We start from the raw sequence: 14,663 nt of genomic DNA, 5'->3' as shown, positions 1-14,663 counted from the left end.
GACAGGGTAAGGCCGGGCTAGACAGGGTAAGGCCGGGCTAGACGGGGTAAGGCCGGGCTAGACGGGGTAAGGCTGGGTAAAACTGAGTGGGACTGGGCAGCTAGACCATTGTATTGCCCTGACGCTTCTGTGTGGTGCCAGTCAGCCATCCCGGACAGCGTGGGTTTGCCCGGACTGCGTGGGTTTGCCCGGACTGCGTGGGTTTGAAAGTGCGCAGGCGACAGGAATGCTGGATTGGTTCTCTGGGAGAGCTGCGGTAAAGAAGGGCATGGCCCAGATAGAATCCCTCTTTGTGACCCGCTTGTACCGCGCTGCCCTGTCCGAATGCGGACCGGCAATTGATGCGCAGGAAATGGAAACCTCTTGTATTGTCATCGCCGAAGATGACGAGGCCGGACAGGACTGGTGCGAGGAGAACGGCTATCCCGGCTATACCTCCTACGCCTCGCTGACGGATCTGCCCTGGCGGTTCCCGGTGTTTGCCGATCTGGTAAAGTCGCTGGACGAACACGTCGCCAATTTTGCCAAGGATCTGGAGTTTGATCTGGATGGCCGCAAGCTGGTGCTCGAGGATCTGTGGATCAATATCCTGCCCGAGGGTGGTATGCATTCCTCGCATCTGCACCCCCATTCTGTGATTTCGGGCACCACCTATGTGGCGATGCCCGAAGGGGCCTCGGCGTTGAAACTGGAAGATCCCCGTTCTGGCCGGATGATGGCCGCCCCCACCCGCACCAAGGAGGCCCGGCGCGAGCTGCAGCCCTTTATCTACATGAAGCCTGCCGTGGGGGATGTGTTGCTCTGGGAGAGCTGGCTGCGCCATGAGGTGCCGATGAACATGGCCGAAGACGAGCGGATTTCGGTGAGCTTTAACTACAAGTGGGAGTGAGGCTCCGCAGGCAAAGCGACCATCGCACGGGCAGATCTCACACTTCATCCGATGGAAGCAGTTCGTACTGTATCCAATCCCAATAGGTGAGCAGTTCTCTCTCGGCGGTGTCAAACTCCGGGTGATAGTGGTGCGTGTGGGGTACGGGCGTCTCTATTGGTGCCGGAGAAAACTCTCTCTCCTCGAGCGCTCGCTCCAGTGTGTCGAGGTTTCCATACGCGTAGATAACATTGTGCCGATCTAAAATCAGTTGGTTCTGGGTGGGGAGTGAGATCACCCAGATGTCGTGGCGGCCATCTTGTTCGAAAAACTCCTGAAATGAGTAGAGGAATAGCTCAAGGTCTTCGTAGCTGACGGGATGAGGGCTTTGAAAGCGCCCCCCGGTTTCAATCGTGCGAGGTGCCGATAGGACATACAACACCCCAAATGGGCCATCCCAATTCTTGCACAAGTCAAGGAGCAGAGGGATTTCATGCAGTCTTGGACCTATGGCCAGACGGGACCAACCGGGATAGTTCTGGCGCTCCCAAATATCGGGGTGGGTATAGTTCCTGGCGGAAGCCTGCTCCGATGCCGAGAACTTGGATAGTGTTTCCATGTCAAATACCGTTGGAAATAGTTTTCGGCTACCATAGGCAGAAAGTGGGTTTTCTTCAATCGGCATTGAGAAGAATAGTTTTGCGAGGTTAGTCACGGCCTCCCCAACCTTTCCCTTGCCCCCACGCACTATCTCCCCTATAGGGGCACATCGCTTGGGCTAAATCCTCCTTGGATTTGGGCTTGGTGATTCTTTTCTGCACTTTCTTAAGTGCGGTTTTTACATAACCCACCAGATGAAAAGGTGACCCTCACGGGGCCTTCTGGTGCTTTGGACAAGGAACAAAGGCGATGAACGCCAATGATCTGCGTGACAAGACCGTGGATGAACTCCGCGATGTGCTTGCCAACATGAAAAAAGAGAGCTTCAATCTCCGTTTTCAACAAGCTACCGGTCAGCTGGAAAACACTGCAGGCATCAAAGCGGCGCGCCGCAATGCTGCCCGTGTGAAAACCATCCTGAACGAAAAAGCTGCAGCCGCAGCTGCAGAATAAGGAGCCTGACAGATGCCCAAACGTATTCTCACAGGCACCGTGACCAGCGACGCCAACGCCCAGACCGTAACAGTTTCGGTTGAACGCCGCTTCACGCACCCTGTTCTGAAAAAGACCATTCGTAAGTCCAAAAAATATCGGGCGCACGATGAGCAGAACGCTTTCAAGGTCGGCGATCAAGTTCGCATCATCGAATGCGCGCCGAAATCGAAAACGAAACGCTGGGAAGTGCTGACCGCTTAAGAGACCGGAAGGTCCCATAAGCGGCAAGCTGACCAGTTTGTCGAAACCCTGGGGGATATCAGCACGCATCGCTGCCCCATAGGTCGGGAGAAACCACATGATCCAGATGCAAACAAACCTGGATGTTGCTGACAACTCCGGCGCTCGCCGAGTTCAGTGCATCAAGGTTCTGGGTGGTTCCAAGCGTAAATACGCATCCGTAGGCGACATCATTGTTGTCTCGGTTAAGGAAGCCATCCCCCGCGGTCGCGTTAAGAAAGGTGATGTCCGTAAGGCCGTCGTCGTTCGCACCGCCAAAGAAGTCCGTCGTGCCGATGGTACTGCGATCCGTTTTGATCGCAATGCTGCCGTCATCCTGAACACCAACAACGAACCCGTAGGTACACGTATCTTTGGACCAGTTGTTCGTGAGCTGCGCGCCAAGAACTTCATGAAAATCATCTCGCTTGCTCCGGAGGTGCTGTAACAATGGCTGCTAAACTCCGCAAAGGCGACAAGGTTGTCATGCTGTCCGGCAAGGACAAGGGTAAAGAGGGCGTAATTGCTTCTGTTGACCCTAAAGCCGGCAAGGCGATCATTGATGGGCTGAACATGGCGATCCGCCATACCCGTCAATCGCAGAACGAACAGGGCGGCCGTCTGCCCAAAGCGCTGCCAGTCGACCTGTCGAACCTGGCTCTGCTCGACTCCAATGGCAAAGCAACCCGCGTTGGCTTCCGTGAGGAAGACGGCAAGAAAGTGCGCTTCGCCAAAACGACTGGGGAGACTGTCTGATGCTTGATAACGCAACCTACACTCCACGTCTGAAGACTCTTTACAAGGAAACCATCTGTGGTGCCCTGAAAGAAGAGTTTGGCTACAAGAACGACATGCAGCTGCCTAAGCTGGAAAAAATCGTTCTGAACATTGGCTGCGGCCGGGCTGCTGTACGTGACAGCAAAAAAGCCAAATCCGCTCAGGCGGATCTCAGCACCATCGCTGGCCAGAAAGCTCTGACCACTGTGGCAAAGAACTCCATCGCTGGCTTCCGTGTTCGTGAAGGCATGCCGATGGGCGCAAAGGTTACTCTGCGCGGCGACCGGATGTTTGAATTCCTGGATCGTCTGATCACCATCGCGATGCCCCGTATCCGTGACTTCCGCGGCGTATCGGGTACCTCCTTTGACGGTCGTGGCAACTATGCCATGGGCCTGAAAGAGCATCTCGTGTTCCCAGAAATCGATTTTGATAAAATCGACGAAAACTGGGGCATGGATATCGTGATTGCCACCACCGCGAAAACCGACGCGGAAGCAAAGGCGCTGTTGAAAGCTTTCAACATGCCCTTCAATAGCTGAGCGCGGGAAGGATAGTAGAGACATGGCTAAGAAAAGCATGATCGAACGCGAGAAAAAGCGCGAGCGTCTGGTGGCAAAATATGCCGCAAAACGCGCCGAGCTTAAAGAGATCGCGAATGACGAATCCAAGCCGATGGAAGAGCGTTTCAAAGCGCGCCTGACATTGGCCAAACTGCCGCGGAATTCTTCGGCAACTCGTCTTCACAACCGTTGCCAGCTGACTGGTCGTCCTCACGCTTACTACCGTAAGCTGAAGGTCAGCCGGATCGCGCTGCGGGAACTGGGCTCGAATGGCCAGATCCCCGGTATGGTGAAATCGAGCTGGTAAGGGAGAGACAGATATGAACGATCCTATCGGCGATATGCTCACCCGTATCCGTAACTCGCAAATGCGTGGCAAATCCACCGTAACCTCCCCGGCGTCAAAGCTGCGGGCCTGGGTTCTGGATGTGCTGGCAGACGAGGGTTACATCCGCGGCTACGAGAAATCCACTGATGAACGCGGCCACCCGTCGCTGGAAATCAGCCTCAAGTACTACGATGGCGATCCTGTCATTCGCGAAGTGAAGCGGGTTTCCAAACCTGGCCGTCGCGTTTACATGGGCGTCAATGACATCCCGTCGGTCCGTCAGGGCCTGGGTGTGTCGATTGTCTCCACCCCCAAGGGTGTGATGTCGGACGCAAACGCACGCGCAGCCAATGTTGGCGGCGAAGTGCTCTGCACCGTCTTCTAAGGAGGCTTAATCGATGTCCCGTATTGGTAAAAAATCGGTCGACCTGCCCAGCGGTGTTACCGCAAGCGTGTCTGGCCAAAGCATCGAAGTCAAAGGTCCCAAAGGGACCCGCAGCTTCACTGCAACCGACGATGTCACAATCACTGTTGAAGAAAACGCTGTTTCGGTCACGCCTCGCGGCATGTCCAAGCGCGCGCGTCAGCAGTGGGGCATGTCCCGCACCATGGTTGCCAATCTGGTAACCGGCGTGACCACCGGCTTTAAGAAAGAGCTGGAGATCCAGGGTGTGGGTTACCGGGCTCAGATGCAGGGCACGACCCTGAAGCTGAACCTCGGTTATAGCCACGATGTCGAGTTTGTTGCTCCGGAAGGTGTCACCATCACCGCGCCGAAGCAGACAGAAATCGTTGTGGAAGGGAACGACCAGCAGCAGGTGGGCGAAGTCGCGGCGAAAATCCGTGATTGGCGCCGTCCCGAGCCCTACAAGGGCAAAGGCATCCGCTACAAAGGTGAGTTCGTCTTCCGCAAAGAAGGCAAGAAGAAGTAAGGACCAGCACAATGGCAAACAGCAAACGTACCCTGTTTCTGAAGCGTCGCCTGCGCGTCCGGAACAAACTTCGCAAGGTCAATTCTGGCCGTCTGCGTCTTTCCGTCCACCGTTCGAACAAGAACCTCTCGGTTCAGTTGATCGACGATCTGGCAGGCAAGACACTGGCGTCCGCATCGACCCTGGAAAAAGATCTTGGCTTTGTAGGCAAGAACAACATCGAAGCAGCAACCAAAGTGGGTTCGGTTATCGCCGAGCGTGCCAAGGCGGCTGGCGTCTCTGAGGCGTATTTCGATCGTGGTGGCTTCCTGTTCCACGGCAAGGTGAAGGCTCTGGCCGACGCTGCGCGTGAAGGCGGCCTCAAGATCTAAAGACTTGCGGGCGGCGATTTCGCCTCCCCGATGATCCGGGGGGCGCGTCTTTGGGCGCGCCTCACCAGGATTGGAACAATTGGCGCCAGTCGCCACACACAAAGGAATGCTTTATGGCAGAACGTGATAACCGCCGTGGCAATCGTCGCGACCGTGATGAGACACCTGAATTTGCGGATCGTTTGGTTGCGATCAACCGTGTATCCAAAACTGTAAAAGGCGGTAAGCGCTTTGGTTTTGCAGCACTGGTTGTTGTTGGTGACCAAAAGGGCCGTGTTGGCTTTGGCAAAGGTAAAGCCAAAGAAGTACCTGAAGCCATCCGTAAGGCCACTGAACAGGCCAAGCGTCAGATGGTTCGTGTGCCTCTGAAAGAGGGTCGTACCCTGCACCACGACATCGCAGGCCGCCACGGCGCCGGCAAAGTTGTAATGCGGACCGCCCCTGAAGGTACCGGTATTATCGCTGGTGGTCCAATGCGTGCAGTTTTCGAAATGCTCGGCGTCAAAGACGTTGTGTCCAAATCGATCGGCTCGCAGAACCCCTACAACATGATCCGTGCAACCATCAACGGCCTGACCAAAGAGCAAAGCCCTCGTTCGGTTGCTCAGCGTCGTGGTAAAAAGGTCGCCGACATCCTGCCCAAGCGGGACGAAGCACCTGTTGCTGAAGCAGCAGAAGCGTAAGGAGACGGACAGATGGCTAAAACAATCGTTGTTAAGCAGATCGGTTCCCCGATCCGCCGCCCCGCCGACCAGCGCGCGACGCTGATCGGTTTGGGCCTGAACAAGATGCACAAGACCCGTGAACTCGAAGATACCCCTTCGGTTCGTGGCATGGTGCGCAAGGTCTCTCACATGGTAGAGATCATCGAAGAGCGCGACTAAGCTCTTTTGAAAACTAGACTACTGACGCCTCGCAGCTTGTCTGCGGGGCGTTTTTTATTTAGGGCTAGGGTTGATATTTCCAATTTGGGATCAGCGAATGCGGTTACTTCTTGCAACTCTTGTCAGCTCTTTTCTTCTCTCGGCATGTGGAATGTCGCAGGCCGAGTATGACGCCTACTTGGCAAGTTTTCGAGCGGGCCCCAGCGATGCCGAACGTGCAAACTACAGCAAAATTGGCGTTGTGACGGTCAATGGCGACCGGGATAACTACAGTGCATTCCACGTCACCGTAAGGAGAAGTCAGTCGCTACCTGAAGCCTATTTCAATGTTGTACTGCGTCCAGTTCCTGAACGCCCTGACGGGATCGTTCCTGATCACAGAATTCCGGATGTGATTCTGGCTGATATTTCCAATGATCTTTCGCAGGCCGCTTATGAACAGGTGGTCAACGGTGGCGGTACTGGCAGCATTTTGAAACTGGCTAAGGAAGTGGCACGGCGGACCTACTGTGTTGGACGCCGGGTTGGCCATTATGATCTGAAAGGCACGCGTATCTCCGACCCTGAATCCCTCGCAAAAATTATGGCAGCTACCGGTGGGAATGTCCTTGGAGCAGACGTAAGCCATTTGAACCTGAAACGGATGCCTATTCCCGTTGTCGAGAGAAGAGAATGGATGGACAGTGGTCATTATTGGGCTGAAGTCCGACTGAAGTGTTGATGCGCGTTTTGGGAGCGGTGCTGGGTTTGTCTTTGTTAGTGCTGCAGGCCGGTTGCGAAGAAAACCTTGGAGTGGACACAAACAGTGCATTGGAGGCAGTTCCTGCAAAAACGGTGATGCTGTTTGATCCACAACACGGGTTTCAGATTGTTTTCTTTGAGACAGCACAAAAAAGCTGGCTCTGGTATCCTGGAAATAGGGAAAGCTTGTCGGCAGATGTCCGGCAGGACTCGAAACAGCTGTGCTTTAAGTATCGGCGCAATAGCAACAATCCAGTCACAGATAAGCGTGGTGGTGGATGGTCCTGTTTGCCGCGTTTCCTGCACGAAGGTTTGACTGTGGCTTCGGAAGTAGGCGATGTGTTTAATTTGGCTGGCGGGCACGCCCCTTATATCAGGGGTAAATGCGATGGGACACAAAGATTTGGTCGAGGCACTGTAGATCCTGGGCTTTACCGTCAAGGCTGCCAGGGCAACTGATCGTTCTCTCCTACTGCCCGCCTTCTATGCGCTAGATGCATAGCAGGTTGTCCCGTGGCAGTGGTTGTTTGTAACAAATTTATACCTTTATTCCAGAGACACCTAAACAGGTTAGAAAAAGGGCTGGGAAATGGGTCTCAGCCGCGGATAAGGAATAGCCAATTGGCATTTGTTCACAACACCACCACCGAATTTAGCATCACCGCGCGTCTGCGGGCTTTTGTGGCGCAAGCCAGCGCAAACTGGGCGATGAACCGCGAATACAAGCGCACCTATACGCAGCTGTCCCGCCTCACCAATCGTGAGCTGGCCGACATCGGGGTCCGCCGCTGTGATATTGCAGATATCGCGCGCAAACACGTGCATAACCTCTAGATCGTCCTGCCGGAGGGGGCCGCCCTTGCTCTTGGTTGGAAAACGCCTCTGGTTAAACAGGGGCGTTTTTTGACTTTATGGGCCGCGTCAGCCGCATCAGCCGTTGCCATGGCGTCAATCTGGGGCGGTAGGAACTGCTAGGGCTTGATCCATTGGGGCAGGGCGGCTATATGCCTGCGGTGGCCTCTTGGGGTCATGGAATCATATATCAAAGACATGCCGTGGTTGATCCTGTTTACGCTTCTGGGATCACATCCGGCGAAGGAGAAGCGAAATGAAACTTCACGAACTCAGCGACAATCCAGGTGCTGCCAAAAAACGTATGCGCGTTGCCCGTGGTCCCGGCTCCGGCAAGGGTAAAATGGGTGGCCGTGGTATCAAAGGTCAGAAATCCCGTTCGGGTGTTTCGATCAATGGCTACGAAGGCGGTCAGATGCCATTGTACCAACGTCTGCCTAAGCGTGGCTTCAACAAGCCAAACCGCAAGGCATATGCCGTTGTGAACCTGGGCCTGATCCAGAAATTCATCGACCTGGGCAAGCTGGACGCAGCCTCGATCACCGAAGACACCCTGGTGGCTTCCGGTCTGATCCGCCGCAAAAAAGACGGTGTCCGCGTTCTGGCCAAAGGTGAACTCACCGCAAAAGCCACCATCGCCGTAACCGGCGCATCCGCCGCTGCCATTGAGGCAGTTGCAAAGGCCGGTGGCGCATTGACCGTGGCAACAGCAGCCGCAGCTGAGTAACGCCTTGTGAGCGGTGATAATGCCGCTTACATAGGTCATCAGTTTCCCTATACGCCGTCCGAGCCGGAAAAGGGCTCCGGGCGGCGTTTTTGCAAAAAGAGACCCATTTCATGGTATCAGCAGCAGAACAAATGGCAGCGAACACCAGCTGGTCCGCACTTGGCAAAGCCACGGATCTGCGCAATCGCATCTTGTTTACGCTTGGCCTTTTGGTCGTTTATCGCCTCGGAACCTTTATTCCGGTTCCCGGTATCGACTCAGGCGCCCTTCGCAACTTTATGGAAGCGGCAGGGCAGGGCATTGGCGGCATGGTGTCGATGTTCACCGGTGGCGCCCTTGGCCGTATGGGCATCTTTGCCCTGGGCATCATGCCCTATATTTCGGCCTCGATCATTGTCCAGTTGCTGACCTCGATGGTGCCGGCGCTTGAGCAGCTCAAAAAAGAGGGTGCCCAGGGCCAGAAGAAAATCAACCAATACACCCGCTACGGCACCGTGGCGCTGGCGACAGCCCAGGCCTATGGTCTGGCGGTCTCGCTGGAAGCCGGTGATCTGGCGACCGATCCGGGCATGTATTTCCGCATGGCCTGCATGATCACCCTGGTGGGTGGCACCATGTTCCTGATGTGGCTGGGCGAGCAAATCACCCAGCGCGGCCTGGGCAATGGTATCTCGCTGATCATCTTTGTCGGCATCATTGCCGAGGTTCCGGCCTCCATTGCGCAGTTCTTTGCCTCCGGTCGGTCCGGTGCGATCAGCCCCGCCGTGATCATTGGCGTGATCCTGATGGTGATTGCAGTGATCATGTTTGTTGTCTTCATGGAACGCGCCCTGCGCAAGATCCACATTCAATACCCGCGCCGCCAGGTCGGCATGAAGGTCTATGATGGTGGTTCCTCGCACCTGCCAGTCAAGGTCAACCCAGCCGGTGTTATCCCAGCGATCTTTGCCAGTTCGCTGCTGCTGCTGCCGACCACGATTTCTGCCTTCTCTTCCGGTGCAACCAACGGTCCGGTGATGTCCTGGCTTCTGGCCAACTTTGGCCCCGGCCAGCCGCTCTACCTGTTGTTCTTTGTCTCGATGATCGTGTTCTTTGCCTATTTCTACACCTTCAATGTGGCGTTTAAGCCCGAGGATGTGGCGAATAACCTGAAGAACCAGAACGGCTTTGTGCCTGGTATTCGCCCTGGCAAGAAGACTGCTGAATATATCGAATATGTGGTGAACCGCATCCTGGTACTTGGCTCGATGTATCTGGCGGTGGTTTGCCTGCTTCCAGAAGTGCTGCGTGGCCAGTTTGCCTTCCCGGTTTATTTTGGCGGGACATCGGTGCTGATTGTGGTCTCGGTGACTATGGACACCATTCAGCAGGCGCAAAGCCATCTGTTGGCGCATCAGTATGAGGGGCTCATCGAGAAGAGCCAGCTGCGTGGCCGGAACAAGAAACGTGCAAAACGGGGGCCATCTCGTCGATGACCAATATTATACTTTTGGGGCCACCCGGCGCTGGTAAGGGAACACAGGCGCGTCATTTGACTGAGACTCGCGGCATGGTTCAGCTCTCCACTGGGGATATGCTGCGCGATGCGCAGGCCAGTGGCTCGGAGATGGGCAAAAAGGTCGCTGACGTGATCGCGCGCGGTGAGCTGGTCACGGATGAGATCGTTATTGGCCTGATCCGTGAAAAGATTGCCGAAGGTGCCGAGGGTGGCTTTATCTTTGATGGCTTCCCCCGCACCCTGGGGCAGGCCGATGCCCTGGGCGAATTGCTGGCGGAAATGGGTCTGACCCTGGACGCGGTGATCGAGATGGCAGTGGATGACAGCGCTTTGGTGGCGCGGATCACAGGCCGGTCAACCTGCGGCGGCTGCGGTGAGGTCTACCATGACGAGACCAAGCCATGGCCTGCGGATGGCAAATGCAGCAACTGTGGCAGCACAGAGGTAAAGCGCCGTGCAGACGACAACGAGGAAAGCCTCAAGACCCGTCTGATGGAGTATTACAAAAAGACCTCTCCCTTGCTGGGCTATTACTACGCCAAAGGCGATCTGAAATCCGTTGACGGGCTGCAAGATATGGCTGCGGTGAAGGCGGATATTGCCTCGGTTCTTGCCGAATAAAACCCGCAAGCCGACATTCGATACTAAACAAAGGGAGCCTCGGGGCTCCTTTTTTGTCTGCGTGCCAGGGGAATGCGGGAGGCCGGTTTTGCCCCTGGATTTGCCCTTAGATTTGCCCCTGGATTTGGCTGTGCCTGCAAGGGTCGCTTTTTTCAGAAACAGACGAAGTGTTCACACAATCTGAAACAACCTGAGTATAGTTGACCAGACTTGTGCAATTTTTGAGAAAGCCTAGCTAATGAAATTCCTTTTATCTTCCCTTGCGCTGCTATCCTTCAGCCTGCCGCTTCAGGCGCAACAATTGCTTGTCGATAGTCCAGAGGGATGCGACATCGTGATGTCGAGCCCGGATGGCGATCTTGAGTATGCAGGGAACGGTGGACTGCTCCTGACTGAATCTGGGTATAGCTCGTTGGAGTATTTCTGCTCTTTCACGCCCAAGGCGCAGTATCAGTGGAGAACCTATGAAGTGACCACCCATATTGGTCAGTGTGAGATGCCAGGCCCGGAATTTATGCCGCAGCTGTTCACCATCGTGAGCGATCCTGAGCTGCCTGGTGTTGTCTCCATTTTTACGGGCGACCCAGAGCCGCTTCGGTTTTACAATTGTCAATCTTGATGCCAATTGGCTGAAAAGGCCGCATTTTGACGAAAAGAGCCTGGTTCATCTCTTGACGGGTTGACGCTCTGCTCAAATCCTCATACGCAACCCCATCCCTTTGTGGGATGATTCCATGTGGGCGGATTCTTTTGCCCGCATGACCACCTCAAAATGCTGGGCTGAACGGCTGAATTGCCAGGGTCAAGCGTTGTGAAAAAAGGTTCTGGAGCTACGGAACCGCAACGAAAAGGAAAGTGAAACGTGGCACGTATTGCCGGCGTAAACATCCCCGCTGCTAAGCGGGTACCTATCGCCCTCACATATATCACCGGAATCGGAAACACCTCGGCTGCCGCAATCTGCGAAGCCGTGGGCATTGACGCGGCGCGCCGTGTCAACCAGTTGTCTGATGCCGAAATTCTGGCCATCCGCGAGCACATCGACGCAAACTTCACCGTTGAAGGTGACCTGCGTCGCGAAGTTCAGATGAACGTCAAGCGCCTGATGGATCTGGGTTGCTACCGCGGCCTGCGCCATCGTCGTAACCTGCCCGTTCGCGGTCAGCGTACCCACACCAACGCTCGCACTCGCAAAGGCCCCGCAAAGGCTATTGCTGGTAAGAAGAAGTAAGGGAGGGTTTGATCAATGGCACGCGATAAGACTCGTACGAAGAAAAAAGAGCGTAAGAACATCGCAACTGGTGTTGCGCATGTGAACTCATCGTTCAACAACACCAAAATCCTGATCTCTGACGTTCAGGGTAACGCTATTGCATGGTCCTCTGCTGGTTCCATGGGCTTCAAGGGGTCGCGTAAGTCGACTCCTTATGCGGCTCAGATGGCGGCAGAAGATGCGGGCAAAAAAGCTCAGGATCACGGTGTTAAAACTCTTGAAGTTGAAGTTCAGGGCCCCGGTGGCGGTCGTGAATCTGCCCTGCGCGCCCTGGCCGCAATTGGCTTCAACATCACCTCGATCCGCGACGTAACACCGATGGCACACAATGGCTGCCGTCCACCTAAGCGTCGTCGCGTCTAAGACTTCGAGACTTACGCTGGGGCCCCGCTTGTTTGCTGGGCCCCAGTCCGTCATTTTAAACCTCGGGCGTCTGCACCTTCGGACATGAGGTACAGACAGGAATGGAGGGACTGCATGATCCATAAAAATTGGGCCGAGCTGATCAAGCCAACGCAGCTTGAAGCAAAGCCGGGCAACGATCCCGCACGTCAGGCAACAATTATTGCCGAACCGCTTGAGCGTGGCTTTGGCCTGACGCTTGGCAACGCGCTGCGCCGCGTTCTGATGAGCTCGCTGCAAGGTGCCGCGATCACATCTGTACAGATCGACAACGTTCTGCACGAATTCTCCAGCGTCGCGGGCGTTCGTGAAGATGTCACCGATATCATCCTTAACCTCAAGGGTGTCTCCCTGCGCATGGAAGTCGAAGGCCCCAAGCGCCTGTCGATCAATGCAAAAGGCCCAGCCGTTGTTACCGCCGGTGACATCTCTGAGTCCGCAGGTATCGAGGTGCTGAACCGCGAACACGTGATCTGCCATCTGGATGACGGCGCTGATCTGTTCATGGAACTCACCGTGAACACCGGCAAGGGCTATGTCTCTGCCGACAAGAACAAGCCAGAAGACGCCCCTATTGGTCTGATCCCAATCGATGCGATCTACTCGCCTGTGAAAAAGGTCTCTTATGACGTGCAGCCCACCCGTGAGGGCCAGGTGCTGGACTATGACAAGCTGACGTTGAAAATCGAAACAGACGGGTCCGTTACCCCGGATGACGCGCTGGCCTATGCTGCGCGCATTCTGCAGGACCAGCTGTCGATCTTCGTCAACTTTGAAGAGCCCGAGTCGGCGAACCGTCAGGACGAAGACGATGGTCTCGAGTTCAACCCACTTCTGCTCAAGAAAGTGGACGAGCTGGAATTGTCTGTCCGGTCGGCAAACTGCCTCAAGAACGACAACATCGTTTACATCGGCGATCTGATCCAGAAGACCGAAGCAGAAATGCTGCGCACGCCAAACTTTGGCCGCAAGTCGCTGAACGAGATCAAAGAAGTGCTGTCCGGCATGGGTCTGCACCTCGGCATGGACGTCGAGGACTGGCCACCAGACAACATCGAAGATCTGGCCAAGAAGTTCGAAGATACGTTCTAAGAACCTCACAAGGTCACAATGATTTTGAGGGCAGGCCCAGGTCTGCCCTTAAACAATGCCCGCGCTGGCGGGGAAAGATGGGCACATGCCCCAAGGAGAGCAGCTGACACGCATCGGCTGACAGACAAAGCAAAACGCGAAAGAAGGATTTGAACAATGCGTCACGCACGTGGTTACCGCCGCCTGAACCGTACTCATGAGCACCGTAAGGCCCTGTTTGCAAACATGGCTGGTTCGCTGATCGAGCACGAGCAGATCAAAACAACTCTGCCCAAGGCAAAAGAATTGCGCCCCATCATCGAAAAGATGATCACCCTGGCAAAACGCGGCGACCTGCACGCCCGTCGTCAGGCCAACGCGCGCCTGAAAGAAGACCAGTATGTCGCCAAACTGTTTGACGTGCTTGGCCCCCGCTACAAAGACCGTCAGGGCGGCTATGTTCGCGTCCTGAAAGCGGGCTTCCGCTATGGTGACATGGCGCCTATGGCGATCATCGAATTTGTCGACCGTGACGTTTCTGCCAAAGGCGCCGCCGACAAGGCCCGCCTCGCTGCCGAAATCGAAGCTGCCGACGCAGAATAAGACCCTCTGACATCGTCAGATGGTATGGCCCTCGCTCCGCTGGAGCGGGGGCTTTTCTTTTGAAATGTTATCAGACGATGAGTTTTCTAACCCCTGGCTGCTTGGTGGAGTTTGCTCCGCTTCACAAAACCGCTGCGTCCGAACCGAGGGGTGGGAAGCGAAGCGCCCGCCCCGTGGGGGCGGTTCGGGCGCTGCCAAAGCGGCGCTTTGGCAATTGGTGTAACACCACCTGATTGTGGCAATCCTTGAAGGCTCGCTATGCGGACTTTGCTACAGGTACGAAACTCTAATACATTCGCAAATTCGCTTGTTGATCAGACGCCAACGAAACCCTCGTTTGTGGATACACCAGAAAAACCCCACCCATCTGGTTTGAAGTTGTATCGCCTCGCCAGCAAAGTCAGACGTTCTTCATATTCCCAAATTACTTCAGCACTGAGAGCAAGTGGTCGTGTGCGGATTTCCATCGTCGGTCCTTCCGGGTCGTCATGCCGTTCTACGGTAAACCCCTGACCCTGCAGCTCTTTGCTCATCTTCTCCCACTCAGCATGGGAATTTGAAGGGATCATATGGAAGTCAACAATAGCCATTTCTGGGATCGGGTTCTTAGATGCAATGTCATTGAAAACCCAGAACGTCTCATTTCTCTGCTTCTCTAGATCAGGGTCCATTCGGTACCTCACTTTGCTTTTTACAATTTTGATTAGAAGGCAGCATCAGGTGAGAGATGTCAAAGGGCACAAGGGCTCTAAGCAGACGTTGGCAATTGGCTGAAGTC

The 14,663-nt window shown here is 55.1% G+C and carries 25 protein-coding genes; 23 read left to right on the top strand and 2 right to left on the bottom strand.

The window, feature by feature from the left end; all coding sequences use genetic code 11:
- The first annotated feature begins 268 nt into the window (after positions 1–268).
- Positions 269–889, top strand: a complete 621-nt coding sequence (locus tag ARCT_RS0120500; RefSeq protein WP_027241746.1) for a 2OG-Fe(II) oxygenase family protein — start codon at positions 269–271, stop codon at positions 887–889.
- Positions 890–926: 37 nt separating this feature from the next.
- On the opposite strand, the gene ARCT_RS27265 is transcribed toward ARCT_RS0120500, so the two are convergent.
- On the bottom strand, positions 927–1,553 hold the full coding sequence (locus ARCT_RS27265; protein ID WP_161631340.1) for a hypothetical protein: 627 nt from the start codon (positions 1,551–1,553) through the stop codon (positions 927–929).
- A gap of 224 nt (positions 1,554–1,777) precedes the next feature.
- Here ARCT_RS27265 and rpmC point away from each other — a divergent pair, with 224 nt between their 5' ends.
- From rpmC to rplQ, 22 genes are all read left to right on the top strand, one after another.
- Complete coding sequence (gene rpmC / locus ARCT_RS0120490) at positions 1,778–1,981, top strand: 50S ribosomal protein L29 (RefSeq protein ID WP_009810825.1); 204 nt, start codon at positions 1,778–1,780, stop codon at positions 1,979–1,981.
- 12 nt (positions 1,982–1,993) lie between these two features.
- Positions 1,994–2,224, top strand: coding sequence for a 30S ribosomal protein S17 (gene rpsQ, locus ARCT_RS0120485; RefSeq protein WP_009810826.1), 231 nt, complete (start codon positions 1,994–1,996; stop codon positions 2,222–2,224).
- Positions 2,225–2,321: 97 nt separating this feature from the next.
- Positions 2,322–2,690, top strand: a complete 369-nt coding sequence (rplN, locus tag ARCT_RS0120480; protein ID WP_009810828.1) for a 50S ribosomal protein L14 — start codon at positions 2,322–2,324, stop codon at positions 2,688–2,690.
- 2 nt (positions 2,691–2,692) lie between these two features.
- The gene (rplX, locus tag ARCT_RS0120475; protein WP_027241745.1) at positions 2,693–2,998 is read left to right on the top strand and encodes a 50S ribosomal protein L24; all 306 of its coding nucleotides are present in this window, start codon (positions 2,693–2,695) and stop codon (positions 2,996–2,998) included.
- On the top strand, positions 2,998–3,561 hold the full coding sequence (gene rplE / locus ARCT_RS0120470; RefSeq protein WP_009810830.1) for a 50S ribosomal protein L5: 564 nt from the start codon (positions 2,998–3,000) through the stop codon (positions 3,559–3,561). Before rplX ends, rplE begins: the two co-directional genes overlap by 1 nt.
- Before the next feature lie 22 nt (positions 3,562–3,583).
- Positions 3,584–3,889: a 30S ribosomal protein S14 gene (rpsN, locus tag ARCT_RS0120465; RefSeq protein ID WP_009810831.1), complete on the top strand. Its 306-nt coding sequence runs from the start codon at positions 3,584–3,586 to the stop codon at positions 3,887–3,889.
- 13 nt (positions 3,890–3,902) lie between these two features.
- Positions 3,903–4,295 carry a 30S ribosomal protein S8 gene (gene rpsH, locus ARCT_RS0120460; protein WP_027241744.1) on the top strand — a complete coding sequence of 131 codons (393 nt, stop codon included), beginning with the start codon at positions 3,903–3,905 and terminating at the stop codon, positions 4,293–4,295.
- Between the two features lie 13 nt (positions 4,296–4,308).
- Positions 4,309–4,842, top strand: a complete 534-nt coding sequence (rplF, locus tag ARCT_RS0120455) for a 50S ribosomal protein L6 (protein ID WP_027241743.1) — start codon at positions 4,309–4,311, stop codon at positions 4,840–4,842.
- Positions 4,843–4,853: 11 nt separating this feature from the next.
- Positions 4,854–5,213: a 50S ribosomal protein L18 gene (gene rplR, locus ARCT_RS0120450; RefSeq protein ID WP_027241742.1), complete on the top strand. Its 360-nt coding sequence runs from the start codon at positions 4,854–4,856 to the stop codon at positions 5,211–5,213.
- 113 nt (positions 5,214–5,326) lie between these two features.
- A complete protein-coding gene (gene rpsE, locus ARCT_RS0120445) occupies positions 5,327–5,896 on the top strand; it encodes a 30S ribosomal protein S5 (protein ID WP_027241741.1) in 570 nt (189 codons plus the stop codon).
- Between the two features lie 12 nt (positions 5,897–5,908).
- Complete coding sequence (gene rpmD, locus ARCT_RS0120440) at positions 5,909–6,097, top strand: 50S ribosomal protein L30 (RefSeq protein ID WP_009810836.1); 189 nt, start codon at positions 5,909–5,911, stop codon at positions 6,095–6,097.
- A 97-nt stretch (positions 6,098–6,194) separates the two neighbouring features.
- A complete protein-coding gene (locus ARCT_RS28130) occupies positions 6,195–6,818 on the top strand; it encodes a hypothetical protein (protein ID WP_154665408.1) in 624 nt (207 codons plus the stop codon).
- The gene (locus tag ARCT_RS28125; protein ID WP_154665407.1) at positions 6,818–7,297 is read left to right on the top strand and encodes a hypothetical protein; all 480 of its coding nucleotides are present in this window, start codon (positions 6,818–6,820) and stop codon (positions 7,295–7,297) included. The genes ARCT_RS28130 and ARCT_RS28125 overlap by 1 nt, the downstream gene beginning before the upstream one ends.
- Positions 7,298–7,459: 162 nt before the next feature.
- The gene (locus ARCT_RS28450; protein ID WP_027241739.1) at positions 7,460–7,672 is read left to right on the top strand and encodes a DUF1127 domain-containing protein; all 213 of its coding nucleotides are present in this window, start codon (positions 7,460–7,462) and stop codon (positions 7,670–7,672) included.
- 274 nt (positions 7,673–7,946) lie between these two features.
- Positions 7,947–8,417, top strand: a complete 471-nt coding sequence (rplO, locus tag ARCT_RS0120425) for a 50S ribosomal protein L15 (protein ID WP_027241738.1) — start codon at positions 7,947–7,949, stop codon at positions 8,415–8,417.
- Between the two features lie 110 nt (positions 8,418–8,527).
- A complete protein-coding gene (gene secY, locus ARCT_RS0120420; protein ID WP_027241737.1) occupies positions 8,528–9,892 on the top strand; it encodes a preprotein translocase subunit SecY in 1,365 nt (454 codons plus the stop codon).
- Positions 9,889–10,536, top strand: a complete 648-nt coding sequence (locus tag ARCT_RS0120415; protein WP_027241736.1) for an adenylate kinase — start codon at positions 9,889–9,891, stop codon at positions 10,534–10,536. The genes secY and ARCT_RS0120415 overlap by 4 nt, the downstream gene beginning before the upstream one ends.
- Positions 10,537–10,774: 238 nt before the next feature.
- Complete coding sequence (locus tag ARCT_RS0120410) at positions 10,775–11,155, top strand: hypothetical protein (protein ID WP_027241735.1); 381 nt, start codon at positions 10,775–10,777, stop codon at positions 11,153–11,155.
- Positions 11,156–11,398: 243 nt separating this feature from the next.
- Positions 11,399–11,767: a 30S ribosomal protein S13 gene (rpsM, locus tag ARCT_RS0120405; RefSeq protein WP_027241734.1), complete on the top strand. Its 369-nt coding sequence runs from the start codon at positions 11,399–11,401 to the stop codon at positions 11,765–11,767.
- Between the two features lie 15 nt (positions 11,768–11,782).
- Entirely contained in the window at positions 11,783–12,172 is a 390-nt protein-coding gene (gene rpsK / locus ARCT_RS0120400) for a 30S ribosomal protein S11 (RefSeq protein WP_009810843.1), read from the top strand.
- A 114-nt stretch (positions 12,173–12,286) separates the two neighbouring features.
- Complete coding sequence (locus tag ARCT_RS0120395; RefSeq protein ID WP_009810844.1) at positions 12,287–13,303, top strand: DNA-directed RNA polymerase subunit alpha; 1,017 nt, start codon at positions 12,287–12,289, stop codon at positions 13,301–13,303.
- Between the two features lie 156 nt (positions 13,304–13,459).
- A complete protein-coding gene (gene rplQ, locus ARCT_RS0120390) occupies positions 13,460–13,885 on the top strand; it encodes a 50S ribosomal protein L17 (protein ID WP_027241733.1) in 426 nt (141 codons plus the stop codon).
- Positions 13,886–14,199: 314 nt separating this feature from the next.
- On the opposite strand, the gene ARCT_RS0120385 is transcribed toward rplQ, so the two are convergent.
- Positions 14,200–14,556 carry a ribonuclease E inhibitor RraB gene (locus ARCT_RS0120385; protein WP_027241732.1) on the bottom strand — a complete coding sequence of 119 codons (357 nt, stop codon included), beginning with the start codon at positions 14,554–14,556 and terminating at the stop codon, positions 14,200–14,202.
- Between the last annotated feature and the right edge of the window lie 107 nt (positions 14,557–14,663).

This window comes from Pseudophaeobacter arcticus DSM 23566, from assembly GCF_000473205.1.
GTDB classification, from domain to species: Bacteria; Pseudomonadota; Alphaproteobacteria; order Rhodobacterales; family Rhodobacteraceae; genus Pseudophaeobacter; species Pseudophaeobacter arcticus.
The sequence above is the reverse complement of the archived record's forward strand: the minus strand, read 5'-3'. Positions and strand labels throughout refer to the sequence as shown.